An 18,150-nucleotide genomic window follows, 5' to 3' on the forward strand; every position below is an offset into this window, starting at 1 on the left:
AAGCAAAAGGGCATGGCTGCGCCTGGCCAGGGTGGCCGCACGAAGCAACTGGAGGGATCTCAGCGAGTGGAAGGCGGGCCGCGCGCGTCGAAGAGCGCGGCCCAGCGGGCGAGTGCTTCGCCGCGGGAAATGTCAAACGCCACGGTGCAAAGCACCAGCGGCAAACTCAGCATGGGCAAGGTGGGCGCCGCCTGGCCGTGGCTGGCCTGGTCGAACAGGCGGCAGTCCGAATCGCCGTCATGCGAAGAGAACAGCGCGGCCAGCCAGCTGCCCTCACCCTCACCCGCCTCTCCGGCATGCGCAAGCGCGGCGTGTTCCTGGTGATGGCCGCCGTGATGCGCATGTGAATGCGAATGCATGTGCGCCTGCGGGCCATGCACCACGCCGTGCATCAGCCCCAGCAATTGCGCGAGCAGCAGCGAAGCGGCCAGCAGCCAAAGCAAGGCCCTGGCGTGACTCACGCCCCGGCGTTCACTTGACGCTGGTGGCATCCGTGATCCGGTAGTAGAGGCCGTAAGAGTCGTCATTGAGGACGAGGAAGCGCCCCTCCACCACCACCGGCTCCATGCTGTATTTGACCGGCGTTTTGGTCTTGACCTCGACCATGCTCTCGGGCCCGCCCGGCAGGCAGAAAGCGCAGGTCAGCGGCACCGACGAGAGCAGGAAGTGCTTTTGTTTTTCGCCCGGGTCCAGCGGCATCATGAAGCCCTGGATGCGCTGGGTCTTCTGGTTCAGCGCCATCTGGTCCAGGTTGAAGACCGGCAGGATGCGGTTCTTCTCGTTTTTGGTCTTCACCGCCGTCAGCACCGACCAGGGCACCACGTCGCCGCGGGCCGCGAGCGGCGGGAACGGGCTGTTGGCGCCGTGCACGCCGGCGCCCTGGCCCACCGGCAAGTCAAAGCCCGGCGCCGGCGCGGCCGGCTTGGCGCCCGCCACCGGCGAAGACAGCGTCTGCGCGCCTGCGACCATGACGGACAGGCCGCAGGCCAGCGCGGCGGCCTGGCTCAGGCAATTGCGAAGGATAGGGTTCATGCGGGACTCCTGCAGGTGTGGCGCGGGCTCTGGCCTGGACGGTTCGCCAGGCTCAGTGAACGTGCTTCATGCCGCAGTATTTGCCGACCGCCAGACCTTTGCAAGCGGCTTGCAGTTCTTTTTCGCAGACTTCGTCTTTTTTACCCGACTCCAGGCATCTGGCCGCGCCTTCGTGGGCGGCGGCCATGGCGCGGTGGCGCTGGATGTCTTCCTTGGTTTCCTTGCTGTCCTTGTCGTTGTGCTGCGCATGGGCGACGGAGAAGCTGACGCTGAGCGCCACCGCGGCAATGGCGGCGAGGATGGGGGAGACGGTGAGGAATGTCTTGATGGAACGAAGGTTTGTCATGAGAAAGTTACCTTGATTGGAGAAGTTCAAACACACTGACCCGGTAGGCTTCCCAGGCGGGCAGCAGCGCGGACGCCAGCGCCACCCCCAAGGCCAATACCGGCACACTGACCAGTTCGACCGGCCATGCCATGGCGCCGATCAACACGGAATTTTCCAGCTGCAGCGCCCAGGCCAGCAAGGCCGTCAGGCCCTGCCCCGCCAGCACGCCCAGCACGGTGGCGAGCAGCGCCAGCCACAGCGCCTCGCACAGCAGCAGGCCGGCCACCTTGCCCGGCGGCGCGCCCAGCATGCGCAGCAGCGCCAGGTCGGCCCGGCGCTCGCGCACCGCGCCCCACAGCGCGATAAACACACTGAGGCCGGCGGTGAGCAGCAGCACGCCGGCCAACGCGCGCAGCACGTCGGTGCCCACGCCCACCATGCTGAGCAGGCGCGTGATCTCCAGCGCCGGCGCGGCGGCCTGCATCTCGGTGCTGCTGTTGATGTAGCGCGGGAAGGTCACCGCCGCCAGCGGCGTTTTGTACTGGATCAGCGCCAGCGTGATTTCGCGGTCTTCTTCCAGCACCTTGCGGTCGTCGTCGTCCAGCGCGGTATCGGTCTCGTGCACCTGCCAGACCGATTCGGTGGCCGTGAGCACCAGGCGGTTCAGCACCGTGCGGCTGGTCGCCAGCACGCCGGAGACCACATAGGGGCTCAGCTTGTGTTCCTCGCCCCCGCCGCCCAGGCCGTGCGTGCCGGTAAAGCTGTCGCCCACCTTGAGGCCGCTCTGCTGCGCGACCTGCGCGCCTATCACCGCCTGCATGGGTTTGGCCCACAGCGTGCCTTGCGCCAGTTGCGCGTCGTAATGGCTGATGTACTCGGGCGTGGTGCCCACGATGCGAAAGCCGCGAAAGCTGTCGCCCAGGCTGATGGGAATGATTTTGGCAACCTGCGGGTGTTTTTCGAGTTCCTTCACCGCGGCCAGCGGCACGTTGCCTGTCGGCACGTCGAGGTGGAACACGCCCGAGAGGATCAGTTGCATGGGGCTGCCCTTGGCGCCCACCACCACATCGATGCCGGCCAGGTCGCGGTCAAAAGCCTGGTTGATCTGGTGGCCGACCAGCAGCAAAAAAGTGATGGAAGCCAGCCCCAGCGTGAGCAGCAACAGGTTGAGCGCCGCGGCCAGCGGGCGCGACCACAGGTAACGCCAGGCGAATGCGATGGTCTTCATGGCCGGCTTCGCCCGAGTTGCAAGGCCTTGAAGCCTTTTTCGTCTTTGAAAAATTCCGCCACGCGGGCATCGTGCGTGGCAATCACCAGCGTCGCGCCCTGCTGCCGCGCCGTCGCCCGCAGCAAGTCCAGCGAAGCCGCCGCGGCCTCGTCGTCCAGGCTGGCCGTGGGCTCGTCCGCCAGGATCACCTGCGGCTTGAGCAACACTGCGCGTGCCAGCGCCACGCGTTGCGCCTGGCCGCCCGAAAGTTGGGCCGGCTTGCGCTGCGCCAGCGCCTGAACGTCCAGCGCGGCCAGTGCTTCGCTGATGCGGCCCTCATCGGCCGGCCGGCCCGCGGCCCACTGCGCCATCGCCAGGTTGCCGTGCACCGTGAGCGCCGCACTCAGATGCAGCTTTTGCGGCAGAAAGCCGATGGTGGCGGCACGCCACGCATCACTTGCAAGCTTGCCCAATGTCTTCAATGATTGCCCCGCCACGGTGATGTCGCCTTCAGCCGGCGCCAGCAAACCGGCGGCCAGCGCCAGCCAGGTCGACTTGCCCGAACCCGAAGCGCCGCGCAGCAGCAGCACGCCGCCCTGCGCCACGTCCACATCCTCGAAGCGAAGTTCAGGACCCTTTGCGTAGCGGTACGCGAGCTGGCGCGTGCTGATCATGAGGAGGCCGCACCGGTCGCGCAGTCTGCACAGACGCCGCGCACGGCGAAGTCCATGCTCATGCCCTGGTAGCCCAGGGCCTTCAAAGCCTCCAGCGCGGTCTGCGCGGCACGCTCCAGGTCTTTGGCGCTGGCCTTCAAGGCCCCCGAACGCGCGCCCGAAAGCGCCCCGGACAAAGGGCTGTCGCGGTGGCAGCTCTGGCATTCAAAGTGCGGGATCGCATGCACGCTGCTGGGCATGGCCTGGTAGCGCCGCACGCGCTTGGCATCGACCCGGCACAGCAGCAAACCGACCTGCGTGAGCCGGTCAATCAGCCGGTACAAGGTGACCCGGTCCAGCGCCACCTCGGCATCGTCGTCAGCGAGCGCCGCCTGCAGCTGCGCATGCGTGTAGCTGGTGTCCGGATGCGCCAGCAGCCAGCCCAGCACGCGGCGCGCCGCCGCCGTACGGCGCAGGCCGTGGGCAGACAGCAGCGTGTCTATGGGGTCGGCCGCGTGGCCGCTTGGGGGAATGGATGAGGCCATGGGTCTTTGGGTTTTCCGTCTGCCAAATACGCGCAATAAATCATGCGATACGTCAGGCCATAGAAATAACGCAACACAGTTGCACTAAACTATACTGCAATCGAGTTGCATTATCGCGTTGATTCTGCGATTTTTTTGCACACCCTCCAGGCTGAATTTGTAAAGACGGGATATCACTTGCCGCCCTCACCGACACCCTTCCCCTTGATGAGCAAAAAACATCCCGCACGCAGCGTGCTGGCCTGGCCCGCCTGGCTGCGTGTACTGGCCGTCGTGCCTGCCGTGGCACTGCTGTGGCTGGCGGTCAGCTGGGCCAGCCTGGAGTCCGCGCCGTGGTGACACTGGAAGGCCTCAGCGTCAGCTACCGCCGGCACCCGGCGCTTCATCACATCAGCGGCCGCTTTGCGCGGGGTTCGCTCACCGCGGTAATCGGGCCCAACGGCTCCGGAAAAAGTACGCTGCTCAAAAGCATCGCCGGGTTGCTGCCGGCCACGGCCGGGCGGGTGGCCGTATCCGTGCCGCGCGCGCGCATCGCTTACCTGCCGCAACTCGCCGAAATTGACCGCGGCTTTCCGATCGACGTGCGCGACTGCGTGCTGCTGGGTTGCTGGCCCACCCAAGGCGCGTGGGGCGGCGTGCAAGGCGTACAACTGGCGCGCGTCGATGCCGCCCTGCATGCCGTGGGACTGGAGGGGTTTGAACGCCGGCCCCTCGGCGCCCTCTCCAGCGGCCAGTTGCAACGGGTGCTGTTTGCCCGCTTGCTGGTCCAGGACGCCGACCTGATTCTGCTGGACGAGCCCTTCAGCGCCATGGACGGCAAAACCACCTCGGCGCTGCTTGCGCTGGTCACGCAGTGGCACCGGCAGCAGCGCACCGTGATCGCCGTGCTGCACGACGATGCGCAAGTGCGCCGCCACTTTCCGCAGGCCTTGCTGCTGGCCCGTGAGCTGGTGGCCTGGGGGCCTAGCGCTCAGGTGTTGACCGAAGCCAATCTTGCGCGGTCCCGTAGCATGGCCGAAGCATGGGACGAAACCGCCGGGGGTTTCGGGATCATTCCCCCGCAGCCGGTAGCGCACATGCAAGAGGCCGCGGCCTGATGGACAGCACGCTGAATATTCACCATGGCCTGACCCTGGACATGTGGAACCTGCTGGTGGCGCCCTTTGCCGAATTCGCCTTCATGCGCCGGGCCCTGGTGGCCACGCTGGCACTGTCGCTGAGTGCCGCGCCGCTCGGCGTTTTCCTGAGCCTGCGGCGCATGAGCCTGCTGGGAGACGCGCTCAGCCACGCCATCCTGCCCGGCGTCGCGATCGGCTTCATGCTGTGCGGCCTGTCTCTCACCGCCATGGCGGCGGGCGGCGTCATCGCCGGCATGCTGGTGGCCGCGCTCGCCGGGTTTGTCAGCCGCTCCACCGTGCTGAAGGAAGACGCCAGCCTGGCCGCCATCTACCTGGTGGCCCTGGCGCTGGGCGTCACATTGATCTCCGGCCACGGCACGCAGCTCGACCTGCTGCACATCCTCTTCGGCAGCGCGCTGGGGGTCGACACGTCCGGCTTGTTGCTGGTGGCCACGGTGGCGAGCGTGAGCGTGCTGGCGCTGGCCGCCGCTTACCGCGGCCTGGTGCTGGAGAGTTTTGACCCGGTGTTTTTAAGCGCCGTCGGCCGCCGGGGTTTGAGGCCCTGGGTGTGGCAACAGGGCTTTTTGATGCTGGTGGTCGTCAACCTGGTGGCGGGGTTCCAGACCCTGGGCACGCTGATGGCCGTGGGCCTGATGATGCTGCCCGCCGTCTCCAGCAGGCTCTGGCACAACACCCTGCCCGCGCAACTCGTCAACGCCGGCCTGCAAGCCATGCTGGCCGGCTACCTTGGGTTGCTGCTGTCTTACCACCTCGACACACCCTCCGGCCCCACCATCATTGGCTGCGCGGGCGCGCTGTACTTCGCCTCCCTGCTGCTGGCGCCCGGCGGCTGGCTGCCGCGTGCGCTCCATCGCTGGCAGCGCACCGCGTGAATCTTTTCCCTGTTTCTTTCGTCACTCCAAGGCACCTCATGAAAATCCCTCTCCGAAAATTGATCACCCAGCTGGCGGCGCTCGCGCTTTTCGCCGTGGCCGCCACCAGCCATGCCGCCGACAAATTGCCGGTGCTCGCCAGCTTCAGCATCCTTGGCGACCTGGTGCGCGTGGTCGGCGGCGACCGGGTGTCCGTCACCACCCTGGTAGGCCCTGATGAGGACGCCCATGTGTTCGAACCCAAACCGCAGGACGCCAAAAACATCCTGCAAACCAGGCTGCTGGTGACCAACGGCCTGGACTTTGAGCCCTGGGCACAAAAGCTGGTCCAATCCGCCGGCTACAAAGGCCGGAGCGTCGTCGCGTCGCAGGGGGTCAAGCCCCGCACCCTGCCCGCCGAAAAAGGCCACAGCCACGCGGAAACCGACCCCCACGCCTGGCAGGACCCGACCCTGGTCATGGTCTATGTGCGCAACATCGCCGCGGCATTGGGCCAACTCGATCCGGCCAACGCCTCAAGCTACCAGGCAAACAGCGAGGCATACGTCAAAGAACTGCAGGCGCTGGACGCATGGGCCAAAGAACAGTTCGCGGCCATCCCGTCCGCCAAACGCAAGGTGATCACCTCGCACGACGCCTTCGGCTATTTCGGCGCCCACTACCAGGTCGGCTTCCTCGCGCCCCAGGGCCTTTCAACCGAAGCCGAGCCCAGCGCCAAGGAAGTTGCCCTGCTCATCCGGCAGATCCGGCGCGAAAAAATCAGGGCCGTGTTTGTGGAAAACATGAGCAACCCCAAGCTGCTGGCCCAATTGAGCAAGGACGCCGGCGTGACGGTGGGGCCCGAGCTGTATGTCGATGCCCTGTCGGCTCAGGGCGGTCCGGCCGATACCTACCTCAGGCTGATGCGGCACAACGTGACGCAGCTGCTGTCGGGAATGCAACAGAACTGAGGTGGCCTTTAGCTGCGGTAGGGCTTGTCGCTCCTGGGGGCCAGGGGCAATTGTTCGTCGAGCGATTGCCGGTAGTGCAGGCAGCCGCGCAGGAACTGCGGCCAGTCGGGCACCACGGGAAGCGGGTCGGATTTCTCCGGCAGCAGCGCCCACAGCGCGGGATGATGCCAGCACAGCTCATGGCCCGTGCTGTCGCGGTGCCCGCGAATGCCTTGCCGCAGCTTCTTCACTTCAGCGATGAGTTGTTCACGCGACAAGCCGTCAAGGTCAGCGTCCATGATGCCTCCGTATCTGAAAAACACGGTACCCATGATAGGCCGGCAGACCTTGCAGGACCGCGGGCCTCACGAGTTGTTTCAGTTGTCAGGCAAGGGCGAACACGCCCTCAGGTTTCAGGACGCGTATCCGGCCATGCCGGCATTTTTTTCGGCGCCGGCTTATTGCCCCCGGCTGCCGCCAGCCCGCCAAAGACCAGCGTCAAGACCAGCCAGGCCAACAGCACATCCCACAAATGCTTGACCAGCAGATAAGGCGCCAGCAGCGTGGTGAACCAGTAGCTCAGCGGCCCGAAACGCTCGCTGACCGCGCCGCCACCGCCGTGGTTGCAGCGGATGGCCGGCGTGTCAAAACCGGCCGATGAACAGCCGGCCCATGCCAGCACCTTGGCCGAGGTGAACATGCTCAGCACGGGTGTGCCGAAGGCGAGGATGAAGAGCACAAAACCGGTGAGCAGCACCAGGAAGAGGGTTTTGCAAGCTGTGTGCATACCGGCGGGCCTTTCGTGTGCGTGTTCCGTGCTGTGTGCTGCGCTGCGGCATGACCGCGATGCAGGCTAATGTATACCGGGGATTCCGCGCACCCATGCGCGGCTGCGCTATAACGTCACATGGGCGCGACGTCACCCGACGCCATCAAGCCCCCCCCTACCCCGCATTCACCATGACCACCCAACACCCTACCCACCTGCGCGCCCACACCTACCACGGCCTGGCCCCGGGCCCGCGCCTGCTGGTCACCGGCGCCGTGCACGGCAACGAGACCTGCGGCACGCGGGCCATCACACAGTTGCTGGAAGAGATCGACGGCGGCGCGCTGGCGATTGAGCGCGGCACCGTGACCTTTGTGCCGGTGACCAACCCGCTGGCCTACAGCCTCAAGCAGCGCATGGGCGAGCGCAACCTCAACCGCAACATGGCGCCCAGCGCGATCCCGCAGGACTTTGAAGACCGCGTCGCCAACGTGCTGTGCCCGCTGCTGGACGCGCACGACGTGCTGCTGGATTTGCATTCCTTCCACACGGGCGGCGCGCCCTTTGTGATGATAGGCCCGCAGAACAACCAGGGCGCGCTGGAGCCCTTCGCCCACGCACCCGAGGAAATGCAGCTGGCGCTGCACACCGGGCCGCACCGCATCGTCGAAGGCTGGCTGGAGACTTATGCGCGCGGCGTGAAGCGGCGCACGGCCCTGGCCGAGGCGAGCGGCGCCGGCCGCGCGCAAAGCCTGGTGACGGACCCGAACTATGGCGTGGGCACGACCGAGTACATGCGCTCGCGCGGCGGCTACGGCGTGACGCTGGAATGCGGCCAGCATGAAGACCCGCAGGCCGTGCAGGTGGCGCGTTATGCCATCCTGCAGACGTTGGGCTTGCTGGGCCTGATTGCGCAGCCGGCCGCACCGGTTCCCATGGAGCGTGAAATCCTGCGCCTGGTCGACGTGATGGACCGCGAGCACGCGGGCGACACCTTCACCCGCGAGTGGCGCAGCTTTGACGCGGTGAAGGCCGGCGAAGCGATAGGCACGCGGCACGGCGGCGAAGCCATCACCGCGCCGGCCGATGGCTTTGTGGTGTTTCCCAACCCGCGCGGCGAGGTGGGCCAGGAATGGTTTTACTTCGCGCAGCGGCGGGTGTAAGACCTACCGTGGTTTGAATCCGCGCTCGCCTGCGTAATCCGCGGACGAACAGCGCCGGGGTTCACTCCTTCACGCGCGAGGCAAAGGTCTTGCGGAATTTCTCGACCTTGGGGCCGACTACAAACGCGCAGTAACCCTGATTGGGGTTGTTCTCGAAGTAATCCTGGTGGTAGGCCTCGGCCGGCCAGTAGTTCTCGACCGGCAGCACTTCGGTGACGATGGGCTTGTCGAAAGTCTTGTCCTGGCTGACGTCGCGAATGAAACCGTCGATGACTTCCTTTTGCTCCGGCGTCGAGTAATAAATGCCGCTGCGGTATTGCGTGCCGGCGTCGTTGCCCTGGCGGTTCAGGCTGGTCGGGTCGTGGATGACGAAGAAAATCTCCAGGATTTCCTTGAGCGTGATCTGGTCCGGGTCGTAAGTGAGCTTGACCACCTCGTTGCTGCCGGTGCGGCCGGTGCAGACTTCTTCATAGCTGGGCCGCTCGGCCTGGCCGTTGCTGTAGCCGGACTCGACGTCGGTGACGCCGCGCACCTTGACGTAAACCGCTTCGGTGCACCAGAAGCAGCCGCCGCCCAGGGTGATGGTTTGGGGGGATGAGGACATGGCAATCTCCGCTTGAATCCGTTGGTCGGGAAGTGAGCGGAGATCTTACGCCGCGGGCCGCGCAGCTGCCGTGGCGGGTGCGCTTGCCCTTGCCGGGCAACGGTTCAATCCGGCTCAATCGCGGCGGCGCGGGGCCTTGCTGCGATGCATGGGGCCGACCGCGCGTTGCATGAGCCGCAACAGAACCAGGGCAATCACCCCACCCGCCACGGCCATGCCTACGGTGCCCATGCTGAGCCCCTTGTCGGCCGCAGCGCCGTGCTTGAACATGGCGGCCACGAAGTCGCCGCCTATGAAAGTGCCGAACACGCCGACGCCCAGGTTCTCGATAACGAGGATTTTGTCGCGGATGCCAGAGAGCAGGCAAGCCACCCCGCCGAGGACGACACCCACCACACACCAGATATACGGGTTGATGCCGTTCTCCTTGAAAACTATGAACTGCCCCATGGTGACAGCTTTAGGCCCCGTGCGCGGGACATACTTTTTCAAAGGCCTTTAGGGGCTTTCGCCGGGGGGCGCGATGGCGCGCACCGCTTTCACAAAAGCGGTCAGCGACTGCTGGTCGCGCGCAGTCTTCCAGAGGCAGTGTGTGTCGTATGGCGTGGTGGCCGCATCCAGCGGCACAAAGGCCGCACCGGCCATGGCCGATTGCCGCAGCGCGGCCGGCACCAGGGCCACGCCCATGCCTTGCGACACCAGCGACACCACGCTGAGCCAATGCCGCAGTTCGTAGCGCATCTCGGGGTAAAAACCGGCTTCGGTGCAAATCGCCAGGATACGCTCGTGGTAGTCGGGCGACACCGCGCGCGACACGACAGCAAAAGGCTCGCCCTGCAGGGCTGAAAGCGACAGCGAACGCTTGCGCGCCAGCGCATGGCCGGCCGGCAGGCAGCAGATAAAGGCCTGGCTGGACACGAGGATTTGCGAGAGCTCGGGCGGCACGCGCGTGGTGTGGACAAAACCCAGGTCCAGCCGGTCGTGCGCCAGCTCCACCAGCTGCTCGCTGGAACTAAGTTCTTTCAGCGTCAGGCGCAGCAGCGGGTGCTCGGCCTGGAAGCGCTCCAGGATGTTGGGCAGGCCGCTGTAAAGCATGGTGCCCGAAAAACCGATCGCCAGGCTGCCGGCCATGCCCTGCCCCACGTCGCGCGCATGGCCGGCCGCCTGCGCGGCCTGGTCCAGCAGGGCGCGCGCCGCCGGCACAAAGGCCAGGCCCGCGGCGGTGAGTTGCACGGACTTGCTGTTGCGCGTGAACAGCCTGGCGCCTATGGAGGCTTCCAGCTGCTGGATGTTCAGCGACAGCGGCGGCTGCGAGATCGACAGCCGCCGGGCCGCGCGGCCGAAGTGCAATTCTTCGGCCAGGACCAGGAAATAGCGGAGGTGGCGGAATTCCATGTATATAAAAATAATATCGTTGAATCGTTATTTGATATTAGACAACTATTCATGCTTGTCAAACAATCACCCAATGGCCGCAGCCGCCTTGTGCCGCGCCCCCTACACTGCAAGCAAGCACCCTTCCCTTTTTCGGAGACAAGACCCATGAAAACCACCTTCAACTGGCAAGACCCGTTTTTCCTGATGGAACAACTGAGCGACGATGAGCGCGCCATTGCCGACGCCGCCCACGCCTTCTGCCAGGAAAAGCTGCAGCCGCGCGTGCTGATGGCCGCGCGCCACGAAAAATTCGACCGCGAGATCATGAACGAAGCCGGCGCCATGGGTTTCCTGGGCTCCACGATCGAAGGCTACGGCTGCGCCGGCCTCAATTACGTGAGCTACGGCCTGGTGGCGCGCGAGGTCGAGCGTGTCGACAGCGGCTACCGCAGCGCCATCAGCGTGCAAAGCTCGCTGGTCATGCACCCCATCAATGCCTACGGCAGCGAAGCGCAAAAGCAGAAATACCTGCCCAGGCTGGCCACCGGCGAATGGGTGGGCTGCTTCGGCCTGACCGAGCCCAACCACGGCTCCGACCCGGCCAGCATGCTGACGCGCGCCAAGCCCGTGGACGGCGGCTTCATCCTCAAGGGCGCCAAGATGTGGATCACCAACAGCCCCATCGCCGACGTCTTCGTCGTCTGGGCCAAGCTGCAAGACCCGGACGGCAAGGTCGGCGGCCAGGAAAGCATCCGCGGCTTTGTGCTGGAAAAAGGCATGAAGGGCCTTTCCGCCCCCAAGATCGAAGGCAAGATGAGCTTGCGCGCCTCCATCACCGGCGAAATCGTCATGGACGACGTGTTTGTGCCTGAAGAAAACCTGCTGCCCAACGTGAGCGGCCTCAAGGGCCCCTTCGGCTGCCTCAACAAGGCGCGCTACGGCATCGCCTGGGGCGCCCTGGGCGCGGCCGAGGACTGCTGGTTTCGCGCGCGCCAGTACACCATGGACCGCCAGCAGTTCGGCCGCCCGCTGGCGCAGAACCAGCTGATCCAGAAAAAACTGGCCGACATGCAGACCGAAATCACGCTGGGCCTGCAGGCCTGCCTGCGCGTGGGCCGGCTGATGGACGAAGACAGGGCCGTGCCGGAAATGATCTCGCTGATCAAGCGCAACAGCTGCGGCAAGTCGCTGGACATCGCCCGCATGGCGCGCGACATGCACGGCGGCAACGGCATCCATGACGAATACCACGTGATCCGCCACATGATCAACCTGGAAACCGTCAACACCTACGAAGGCACGCACGACGTGCATGCGCTGATCCTGGGCCGCGCGCAGACCGGCCTGCAGGCCTTCTATTAATCAGCGCTCCTTCCCCGGCCGGCCATGGAATTAGGCGCACTCAAGCCCGTGCTGGCCGGCCTGGCATTGCCGCCGGTCTCGCTGCTGGTGCTGGCCTTGCTGGGCCTGGTGCTGGCGTGGTTCAACAGGAAAAGAAGCGGGCTCGCGCTGGCGACGGTTTCCGTGCTGCTGCTGGCCGTGCTCAGCTGCCACGGCACCGCGGTGTGGCTGGCCCGCGCGGCCTTGCCGCAATTCGCACCGCTGAACCTGGCCGACCTCAAGGCCCGCAAGGTGCAAGCCATCGTCATCCTGGGCGGCGACGTGCTGCCCGCGGCGCCCGAATACGGCCGCAGCCAGCCGGCTGCGGCCACCGCGGCGCGGCTACGCTACGGCGCCTGGCTGGCCCGGCAATCCGGCCTGCCGCTGGCCTTCACGGGCGGCCTGGGCTGGGCGGCCCATGGCTCGCAAAAAGAATCAGAAGCCGAAGTCGCGGCCCGCAGCTTGCAGCAGGACTACGGCCTGGCGCTGCGCTGGAGCGAATCCCAGTCGCGCGACACGGCCGGCAACGCGCGCCTGCTGGCGCCGCTGCTGCGGCAAGGCGGCGTGCAGCGCATTGCGCTGGTGACCCATGCCTGGCACATGCCGCGCGCCGTCCTGGCTTTTGAGCAGGCCGGCCTGGCCGTCACGCCCGCCCCTACGGGCTATGTGCTGCCGGCGCAGAGCGAGTTGCTGGAATGGCTGCCCTCCGCGCAGGGCCTGCAGGCGTCCCGGCAGGTGCTGAGGGAGTGGCTGGCCCTCGCCCTTGGCCGCTTCCTGCCGGCGTAAGCGCCGTCCACAGGCCCTGTCGCGCAAAGCAGCGTCCGCCGGGCTTTACCGACGGTTTACGTTGCCGGGCAAGGTGCCCTGATGGCCCCGGTGTAGCCTATGCGGTTTGGGTTGACGGTCGGAAGGTAAGCAGATATATTACTAACCAGTCAGTCAGTAACTATGTCTCTTTCCAAACTCTTCAGCGACAAAACCGCGGTCGCCGCCAAACGCGAACGCCGCAAGCAAGCACGTCCGGGCGAACTCCTTGATGCCGCACTCGACCTTTTCGTCGAAAAAGGCTTTGCCGCCACGCGTGCCGAGGAAGTCGCGGCCCGCGCCGGGGTCTCCAAAGGCACGCTGTTTCTCTATTTCCAGAGCAAGGAAGAGCTGTTCAAGGCCGTGGTGCGCGAAAACATCTCGGGCCGCTTCACCGAGTGGCGCGCCGAGCTCGACGTTTTTGAAGGCACCACCCCCGAATTGCTGGCTTACTGCATGAACAGCTGGTGGGAACGCGTGGGCTTGACGCGCGCCTCGGGCCTGACCAAGCTGATGATGAGCGAGGCCAAGAACTTCCCCGACATCGCGGCCTTCTACCAGCAGGAAGTCATCATGCCCGGCCAGGCGCTGATCCGCAGCATCCTGCAGCGCGGCATGGACCGCGGCGAATTCCGTCCCATGGACCTGGACTACGCCGTCTACCTGGTGGTCGCGCCCATGATTTTCCTGATCCTCTCCAGGCACTCCGCCGGCGTGTGCGTCAGCAGCGACCGGGAGCTGGACCCCAAAAAATACATCGCCTTCCAGGTGGACACCATCCTGAACGGCATCTCCGCGCCGGTGGTTGCAGCCGTGCGGGCCCACAGGAAAGCCGCGGCATGAAGCGCTGGGTCAAGTGGGCGGTCGCCGGGCTGATCGTGCTGCTCATCGCGGTGGGCGTGCTGCGCGCGCTGTCCGCGCGAAAAGTCCAGCAGCTGGCGCTGGCCGATAGCAGCGCGGCCAAGGACATGGGCCTGGTCGAACTGGCCGCCACCGACGTGGTCAAGGCGCAGATGCGTGAAGTCGTCCAGGGCTTGCCCGTCTCGGGTTCGCTCAAGGCCGTCAATTCCGCCGTCATCAAGGCCCGCGTTCCCGGCGAACTGCAAGGCCTGGCCGTGCGGGAAGGCGACGTGGTCAAGGCCGGCCAGGTGATCGCGCGCATAGACGCCGCCGAATACCAGTCGCGCGTGCGCCAGGCGCGCGAGCAGGCCGAGTCCGCCAAGGCGCAGGTCGACGTGGTGCAGCGCCAGTACGACAACAACAAGGCGCTGGTCGACCAGGGCTTTATCTCCAAGACCGCACTGGACACCTCGCTGGCCAACCTCAACGCCGCGAAGTCCACCCACAAGGCCGCGCTGGCCGCGACCGACGTCGCCGGCAAGTCGCTGGACGACACCGTGCTGAAGGCGCCGATTTCCGGCCAGGTGTCGCAGCGCCTGGCGCAGCCCGGCGAGCGCGTGAGCATCGATACCAAAATCGTCGAAATCGTGGACCTCAGCAAACTCGAGCTCGAAGCCACGCTGAGCGCCGGCGACTCCATGGACGTGCGCGTGGGCCAGAGCGCCCAGTTGCAGATCGAAGGCAGCCGCCAGCCCGTGACCGCCGTGGTCGCGCGCATCAACCCCAGCGCGCAGGCCGGCAGCCGCAGCGTGCTGGCCTACCTGACCATTGACAACCCCGGCGCCGCCGGCGACGCCAGCGCCCCGCCGCTGCGCCAGGGCCTGTTCGCCCAGGGCACGCTGGGCACGGCGCGCGCCTCGCTGCTGTCGGTGCCCGTCAGCGCGGTGCGCACCGACAAGCCCGCGCCCTATGTGCAAGCCGTTGAAAACGGCGTGGTGGTGCACAAGACCGTGGAGCTGGGCGTGCGCGGCGCCGCGGGCGGCGACACCGTGGTGGCGGTCAAGGGCCTGGAAGACGGCGCGCTCGTCGTTCGCGGCGACATCGGCGCGCTGCGCGAAGGCACCAAAGTCCGCTTCACGCAGTTGACCGCTGCCGGCTCCGCGCAGCCCGCGGCGAGCGCGCCGGCCAAGACGGCCCCCTGAGGCTTCACGCGCATGTGGTTCACGCAGGTCAGCCTCAAGAATCCCGTGTTCGCCACCATGGTCATGCTGGCCATCGTGGTGCTGGGGCTGTTCTCCTACCAGCGCATGCAGGTGGACCAGTTCCCCAACATCGACTTCCCGGTGGTGGTGATTACCGCCGAATACCCGGGCGCCTCGCCCGAAATCGTCGAGAGCGAAGTCACCAAGAAGATTGAGGAAGGCGTCAACTCGATTGCCGGCATCAATGCGCTGACCTCGCGCAGTTACGAAGGCCAGGCCGTCGTCATCATGGAGTTCCAGCTCTACATCGACGGGCGCCGGGCCGCCGAGGACGTGCGCGAGAAAATCGCGGCCATACGTCCCAGCTTCCGCGACGAAGTCAAGGAGCCGCGCGTGCTGCGCTTCGACCCGGCCAGCCGTGCCATCTGGTCGGTGGCGGTGTTGCCCAACGCCGGCAAGGGCAAACCCATGGACGCCGTTGAATTGACCAACTGGGCCGACCAGGTGCTCAAAAAAAGGCTGGAAAACGTGCGCGGCGCGGGCTCGGTCACCCTGGTGGGCGGCACCAAGCGCGAGATCAACGTCTACCTCAACCCGCAGGCCATGGAGTCGCTGGGCATCAGCGCCGACCAGGTGGTCAATGCCGTGCGCAACGAAAACCAGGACCTGCCGGTGGGCGCGATCCGTTCGCTGCAGCAGGAGCGCGTCGTCAAGATCGACGCGCGCATGAAACGGCCCGAAGACTTCGGCAAGATCATCGTGGCGCGCAAAAGCACGGCCGGCGGTGCGGCCGCGGCGGTCACCGTCGACCAGGTGGCGCGCATCTCCGACGGCGCGCAGGAGCTCGACAGCCTGGCGCTCTACAACGGCCAGCGCACGCTGCTGCTGTCGGTGCAAAAAGCGCAGGACGAAAACACCATTGCCGTGGTCGACGGCCTCAACAAGGCCGTGGCCGAGCTGCAGCCGCTGCTGCCCCCCGGCGCGCGGCTGGAGCTTATCACCGACGGCTCGCGCCCCATACGCGTGGCGGTCGAGAACGTGCGCCGCACGCTGATCGAGGGCGCGCTGCTGACGGTGCTCATCGTCTTCCTCTTCCTCAATTCCTGGCGCTCCACCGTCATCACCGGCTTGACGCTGCCGATCTCCATCATCGGCACCTTCCTGTTCATGAACCTGTTCGGCTTCACCATCAACATGATCACGCTGATGGCGCTGTCGCTGTGCGTGGGCCTGCTGATCGACGACGCCATCGTGGTGCGCGAAAACATCGTGCGACACGTGCAGATGGGCAAGGACCCCTACCGCGCCTCGCTCGACGGCACACAGGAAATCGGCCTGGCCGTGCTGGCCACCACTTTCTCCATCGTCGCCGTGTTCCTGCCCATTGGTTTCATGGGCGGCATCATCGGCAAGTTCTTCCATGAGTTCGGCGTGACCATCGTGGCGGCGGTGCTGATCTCGATGTTCGTGAGCTTCACGCTGGACCCCATGCTCTCCAGCATCTGGCACGACCCGGCGATTGAATCCCACGGCCGGAAGGGCCCGCCCGTCACCTTCTATGACAAAACCATAGGCCGCGTGACCGGCTGGTTCGACCGCGCCACCGAATCCCTGAGCGACAGCTACCAGGGCATCCTGCGCTGGTCGCTGGGCCACAAGCTGGCCACGCTGGCGCTGGCCGCAGTGATTTTTGCGGCCAGCATCTTCATGGTGCCGCTGCTGGGCACCGAGTTCGTGCCCAAGGCCGACTTCTCGGAGACCTCGCTCAACTTCTACACGCCGGTGGGCTCCTCGCTGGAAAACACCGAGGCCAAGGCCCGCCAGGTCGAGGCCATCGTGCGCGAATTCCCGGAAGTGAAATACACGCTCGCCACACTCAACACCGGCAATGCCCAGGGCAAGATGTACGCCAGCCTTTACGTGCGCCTGGTCGACCGCAAGGCGCGCGCGCGCAGCGTCGACGAGATGTCGGGCGTGCTGCGCGAACGGCTCAAGCAGGTGCCCGGCATCACGGTGACGCACGTCGGCCTGCTCGACGCGGTGGGCGGCAACAAGCAGGTGGAGTTTTCGCTGCAAGGCACCGACCTCAAGGAACTCGAGCGCCTCACGCGCGCCGTCAGCGACAAGATACGCGGCATTCCCGGCCTGGTGGACCTGGACTCCAGCGTCAAGGCCGACAAGCCGGTGATCGAGGTCGACGTGCGGCGCGACGCCGCCTCCGACCTGGGCCTGTCGGTGTCGCAGATCGCCGCCTCCCTGCGCACCCTGGTGGCCGGGCAGACTGTCGGCAACTGGCGCGCGCCCGACGACCAGACCTACGACGTCAACGTGCGCCTGGCGCCCGGCGCCCGCACCGCGCCGCAGGACCTGGAGCGCCTGCCCTTCATGAGCAGCAGCATGGGCAGCAACGCCGACGGCAGCTCGCGCATCGTCCGGCTCAACCAGGTGGCGACGGTGAAGGAAAGCACCGGCCCCAACCAGATCAACCGCCGCGACATGGCCCGCGAAGTCGCGATCAACGCCAACGTCTACAACCGCTCGGCCGGCGAGGTGTCCAACGACATCAAGGCCGTGCTGGACAACTTCAACTTCCCGCCGGGCTACCGTTACCAGTTCAGCGGCTCCACCAAGAACATGGCCGAGTCCTTCGGCTATGCGGTGTCGGCGCTGGTGATGGCGATCCTGTTCATCTACATGATCCTGGCCAGCCAGTTCAAGAGCTTTCTGCAGCCCATGGCGCTGATGACCTCGCTGCCGCTGACGCTGATCGGCGTGGTGCTGGCGCTGCTGCTGTTCCGCTCCACGCTGTCGATGTTCTCCATCATCGGGGTGGTGATGCTGATGGGCCTGGTCACCAAGAACGCCATTTTGCTGGTCGATTTCGCCATCCGCATGCGCGCCGACCAGGTGGACGTGGACGGCCACCGCGTGCCCGGCATGGAGCGCGGCGAAGCCCTGCTGCATGCCGCCAAGGTCCGGCTGCGCCCCATCCTGATGACCACGCTGGCGATGATCTTCGGCATGGTGCCGCTGGCCTTTGCCCTGACGGAAGGCTCGGAGCAGCGCGCCCCCATGGGCCAGGCGGTCATAGGCGGCGTGATCACCTCCTCGCTGCTGACGCTGGTGGTGGTGCCGGTGACTTATTGCTACCTGGACGACCTGGCGCAGTGGTTCAAGCGCAAGTTCGGCCCCAAAAACCGGCCGGCCGTCCCTGCCGCGACCGTCATGGGCGACCGCTAAAATCAAAGGTTGATCTCGTGAACACCCTCTTCACCCCTCTTTCTCCCCTTATTTCTTCCCCTATCC

The 18,150-nt window shown here is 65.9% G+C and carries 21 protein-coding genes; 10 read left to right on the top strand and 11 right to left on the bottom strand.

Going from position 1 to position 18,150, the window contains the following annotated elements:
- Positions 1-59 precede the first annotated feature (59 nt).
- Genes ACLV74_RS04225 through ACLV74_RS04250 form a run of 6 tightly spaced genes read right to left on the bottom strand, consistent with a single transcriptional unit; the run spans position 60 to position 3,765 of the window.
- Complete coding sequence (locus ACLV74_RS04225) at positions 60-491, bottom strand: hypothetical protein (protein ID WP_411878128.1); 432 nt, start codon at positions 489-491, stop codon at positions 60-62.
- On the bottom strand, positions 472-1,032 hold the full coding sequence (locus tag ACLV74_RS04230) for a DUF3299 domain-containing protein (protein WP_411878129.1): 561 nt from the start codon (positions 1,030-1,032) through the stop codon (positions 472-474). The genes ACLV74_RS04225 and ACLV74_RS04230 overlap by 20 nt, the downstream gene beginning before the upstream one ends.
- Before the next feature lie 52 nt (positions 1,033-1,084).
- Positions 1,085-1,378: a hypothetical protein gene (locus ACLV74_RS04235; RefSeq protein ID WP_411878130.1), complete on the bottom strand. Its 294-nt coding sequence runs from the start codon at positions 1,376-1,378 to the stop codon at positions 1,085-1,087.
- Between the two features lie 7 nt (positions 1,379-1,385).
- Entirely contained in the window at positions 1,386-2,588 is a 1,203-nt protein-coding gene (locus ACLV74_RS04240) for an ABC transporter permease (RefSeq protein ID WP_411878131.1), read from the bottom strand.
- A complete protein-coding gene (locus ACLV74_RS04245) occupies positions 2,585-3,241 on the bottom strand; it encodes an ABC transporter ATP-binding protein (protein WP_411878132.1) in 657 nt (218 codons plus the stop codon). Before ACLV74_RS04245 ends, ACLV74_RS04240 begins: the two co-directional genes overlap by 4 nt.
- Positions 3,238-3,765 carry a Fur family transcriptional regulator gene (locus ACLV74_RS04250; RefSeq protein ID WP_411878133.1) on the bottom strand — a complete coding sequence of 176 codons (528 nt, stop codon included), beginning with the start codon at positions 3,763-3,765 and terminating at the stop codon, positions 3,238-3,240. Before ACLV74_RS04250 ends, ACLV74_RS04245 begins: the two co-directional genes overlap by 4 nt.
- Before the next feature lie 207 nt (positions 3,766-3,972).
- Between ACLV74_RS04250 and ACLV74_RS04255 the strand changes: the two genes are divergently transcribed.
- Genes ACLV74_RS04255 through ACLV74_RS04270 form a run of 4 tightly spaced genes read left to right on the top strand, consistent with a single transcriptional unit; the run spans position 3,973 to position 6,726 of the window.
- Complete coding sequence (locus ACLV74_RS04255; protein WP_411878134.1) at positions 3,973-4,104, top strand: hypothetical protein; 132 nt, start codon at positions 3,973-3,975, stop codon at positions 4,102-4,104.
- Positions 4,098-4,862 carry a zinc ABC transporter ATP-binding protein AztA gene (aztA, locus tag ACLV74_RS04260; protein ID WP_411878135.1) on the top strand — a complete coding sequence of 255 codons (765 nt, stop codon included), beginning with the start codon at positions 4,098-4,100 and terminating at the stop codon, positions 4,860-4,862. The genes ACLV74_RS04255 and aztA overlap by 7 nt, the downstream gene beginning before the upstream one ends.
- Positions 4,862-5,776, top strand: coding sequence for a metal ABC transporter permease (locus ACLV74_RS04265; RefSeq protein WP_411878136.1), 915 nt, complete (start codon positions 4,862-4,864; stop codon positions 5,774-5,776). Before aztA ends, ACLV74_RS04265 begins: the two co-directional genes overlap by 1 nt.
- A gap of 38 nt (positions 5,777-5,814) precedes the next feature.
- Positions 5,815-6,726, top strand: a complete 912-nt coding sequence (locus ACLV74_RS04270; RefSeq protein WP_411878137.1) for a metal ABC transporter substrate-binding protein — start codon at positions 5,815-5,817, stop codon at positions 6,724-6,726.
- 8 nt (positions 6,727-6,734) lie between these two features.
- Here ACLV74_RS04270 and ACLV74_RS04275 read toward each other — a convergent pair whose 3' ends face one another.
- Both ACLV74_RS04275 and ACLV74_RS04280 read right to left on the bottom strand, forming a co-directional pair.
- The gene (locus ACLV74_RS04275; protein ID WP_411878138.1) at positions 6,735-7,004 is read right to left on the bottom strand and encodes a hypothetical protein; all 270 of its coding nucleotides are present in this window, start codon (positions 7,002-7,004) and stop codon (positions 6,735-6,737) included.
- Positions 7,005-7,111: 107 nt separating this feature from the next.
- Positions 7,112-7,492 (bottom strand): hypothetical protein, encoded by a 381-nt coding sequence (locus ACLV74_RS04280; RefSeq protein WP_411878139.1) that lies wholly within the window; start codon positions 7,490-7,492, stop codon positions 7,112-7,114.
- A 173-nt stretch (positions 7,493-7,665) separates the two neighbouring features.
- On the opposite strand from ACLV74_RS04280, the gene ACLV74_RS04285 reads away from it, so the two are divergent.
- Positions 7,666-8,637, top strand: a complete 972-nt coding sequence (locus ACLV74_RS04285; protein ID WP_411878140.1) for a succinylglutamate desuccinylase/aspartoacylase family protein — start codon at positions 7,666-7,668, stop codon at positions 8,635-8,637.
- Between the two features lie 61 nt (positions 8,638-8,698).
- Here ACLV74_RS04285 and msrA read toward each other — a convergent pair whose 3' ends face one another.
- From msrA to ACLV74_RS04300, 3 genes are all read right to left on the bottom strand, one after another.
- Complete coding sequence (gene msrA, locus ACLV74_RS04290; RefSeq protein WP_411878141.1) at positions 8,699-9,241, bottom strand: peptide-methionine (S)-S-oxide reductase MsrA; 543 nt, start codon at positions 9,239-9,241, stop codon at positions 8,699-8,701.
- Positions 9,242-9,355: 114 nt separating this feature from the next.
- Positions 9,356-9,691 carry a hypothetical protein gene (locus ACLV74_RS04295; protein ID WP_411878142.1) on the bottom strand — a complete coding sequence of 112 codons (336 nt, stop codon included), beginning with the start codon at positions 9,689-9,691 and terminating at the stop codon, positions 9,356-9,358.
- A gap of 48 nt (positions 9,692-9,739) precedes the next feature.
- Positions 9,740-10,636 carry a LysR family transcriptional regulator gene (locus ACLV74_RS04300; RefSeq protein WP_411878143.1) on the bottom strand — a complete coding sequence of 299 codons (897 nt, stop codon included), beginning with the start codon at positions 10,634-10,636 and terminating at the stop codon, positions 9,740-9,742.
- A gap of 147 nt (positions 10,637-10,783) precedes the next feature.
- Here ACLV74_RS04300 and ACLV74_RS04305 point away from each other — a divergent pair, with 147 nt between their 5' ends.
- The 5 genes from ACLV74_RS04305 (at position 10,784) to ACLV74_RS04325 (ending at position 18,084) form a co-directional block, all read left to right on the top strand.
- Positions 10,784-11,980 carry an acyl-CoA dehydrogenase gene (locus ACLV74_RS04305; protein ID WP_411878144.1) on the top strand — a complete coding sequence of 399 codons (1,197 nt, stop codon included), beginning with the start codon at positions 10,784-10,786 and terminating at the stop codon, positions 11,978-11,980.
- 24 nt (positions 11,981-12,004) lie between these two features.
- Positions 12,005-12,784 (top strand): YdcF family protein, encoded by a 780-nt coding sequence (locus ACLV74_RS04310; RefSeq protein ID WP_411878145.1) that lies wholly within the window; start codon positions 12,005-12,007, stop codon positions 12,782-12,784.
- Positions 12,785-12,946: 162 nt separating this feature from the next.
- Entirely contained in the window at positions 12,947-13,645 is a 699-nt protein-coding gene (locus tag ACLV74_RS04315; protein WP_411878146.1) for a TetR/AcrR family transcriptional regulator, read from the top strand.
- Entirely contained in the window at positions 13,642-14,844 is a 1,203-nt protein-coding gene (locus ACLV74_RS04320) for an efflux RND transporter periplasmic adaptor subunit (protein ID WP_411878147.1), read from the top strand. The genes ACLV74_RS04315 and ACLV74_RS04320 overlap by 4 nt, the downstream gene beginning before the upstream one ends.
- Positions 14,845-14,856: 12 nt before the next feature.
- The gene (locus ACLV74_RS04325) at positions 14,857-18,084 is read left to right on the top strand and encodes an efflux RND transporter permease subunit (protein WP_411878148.1); all 3,228 of its coding nucleotides are present in this window, start codon (positions 14,857-14,859) and stop codon (positions 18,082-18,084) included.
- Positions 18,085-18,150 lie beyond the last annotated feature (66 nt).

Source organism: Polaromonas sp. YR568 (assembly GCF_943369415.1).
Taxonomy (GTDB): Bacteria; Pseudomonadota; Gammaproteobacteria; order Burkholderiales; family Burkholderiaceae_C; genus Polaromonas.

Coding starts and splice junctions, on each gene's coding strand:
- ACLV74_RS04325 (WP_411878148.1), top strand. CDS start 14,857: ATGTGGTTCACGCAGGTCAGCCTCAAGAATCCCGTGTTCGCCACCATG.
- ACLV74_RS04265 (WP_411878136.1), top strand. CDS start 4,862: ATGGACAGCACGCTGAATATTCACCATGGCCTGACCCTGGACATGTGG.
- ACLV74_RS04230 (WP_411878129.1), bottom strand. CDS start 1,032: ATGAACCCTATCCTTCGCAATTGCCTGAGCCAGGCCGCCGCGCTGGCC.
- ACLV74_RS04310 (WP_411878145.1), top strand. CDS start 12,005: ATGGAATTAGGCGCACTCAAGCCCGTGCTGGCCGGCCTGGCATTGCCG.
- ACLV74_RS04255 (WP_411878134.1), top strand. CDS start 3,973: ATGAGCAAAAAACATCCCGCACGCAGCGTGCTGGCCTGGCCCGCCTGG.
- ACLV74_RS04250 (WP_411878133.1), bottom strand. CDS start 3,765: ATGGCCTCATCCATTCCCCCAAGCGGCCACGCGGCCGACCCCATAGAC.
- ACLV74_RS04245 (WP_411878132.1), bottom strand. CDS start 3,241: ATGATCAGCACGCGCCAGCTCGCGTACCGCTACGCAAAGGGTCCTGAA.
- ACLV74_RS04270 (WP_411878137.1), top strand. CDS start 5,815: ATGAAAATCCCTCTCCGAAAATTGATCACCCAGCTGGCGGCGCTCGCG.
- ACLV74_RS04225 (WP_411878128.1), bottom strand. CDS start 491: ATGCCACCAGCGTCAAGTGAACGCCGGGGCGTGAGTCACGCCAGGGCC.
- ACLV74_RS04275 (WP_411878138.1), bottom strand. CDS start 7,004: ATGGACGCTGACCTTGACGGCTTGTCGCGTGAACAACTCATCGCTGAA.
- ACLV74_RS04300 (WP_411878143.1), bottom strand. CDS start 10,636: ATGGAATTCCGCCACCTCCGCTATTTCCTGGTCCTGGCCGAAGAATTG.
- ACLV74_RS04315 (WP_411878146.1), top strand. CDS start 12,947: ATGTCTCTTTCCAAACTCTTCAGCGACAAAACCGCGGTCGCCGCCAAA.
- ACLV74_RS04285 (WP_411878140.1), top strand. CDS start 7,666: ATGACCACCCAACACCCTACCCACCTGCGCGCCCACACCTACCACGGC.
- ACLV74_RS04235 (WP_411878130.1), bottom strand. CDS start 1,378: ATGACAAACCTTCGTTCCATCAAGACATTCCTCACCGTCTCCCCCATC.
- ACLV74_RS04295 (WP_411878142.1), bottom strand. CDS start 9,691: ATGGGGCAGTTCATAGTTTTCAAGGAGAACGGCATCAACCCGTATATC.
- ACLV74_RS04280 (WP_411878139.1), bottom strand. CDS start 7,492: ATGCACACAGCTTGCAAAACCCTCTTCCTGGTGCTGCTCACCGGTTTT.
- ACLV74_RS04240 (WP_411878131.1), bottom strand. CDS start 2,588: ATGAAGACCATCGCATTCGCCTGGCGTTACCTGTGGTCGCGCCCGCTG.
- msrA (WP_411878141.1), bottom strand. CDS start 9,241: ATGTCCTCATCCCCCCAAACCATCACCCTGGGCGGCGGCTGCTTCTGG.
- ACLV74_RS04320 (WP_411878147.1), top strand. CDS start 13,642: ATGAAGCGCTGGGTCAAGTGGGCGGTCGCCGGGCTGATCGTGCTGCTC.
- ACLV74_RS04305 (WP_411878144.1), top strand. CDS start 10,784: ATGAAAACCACCTTCAACTGGCAAGACCCGTTTTTCCTGATGGAACAA.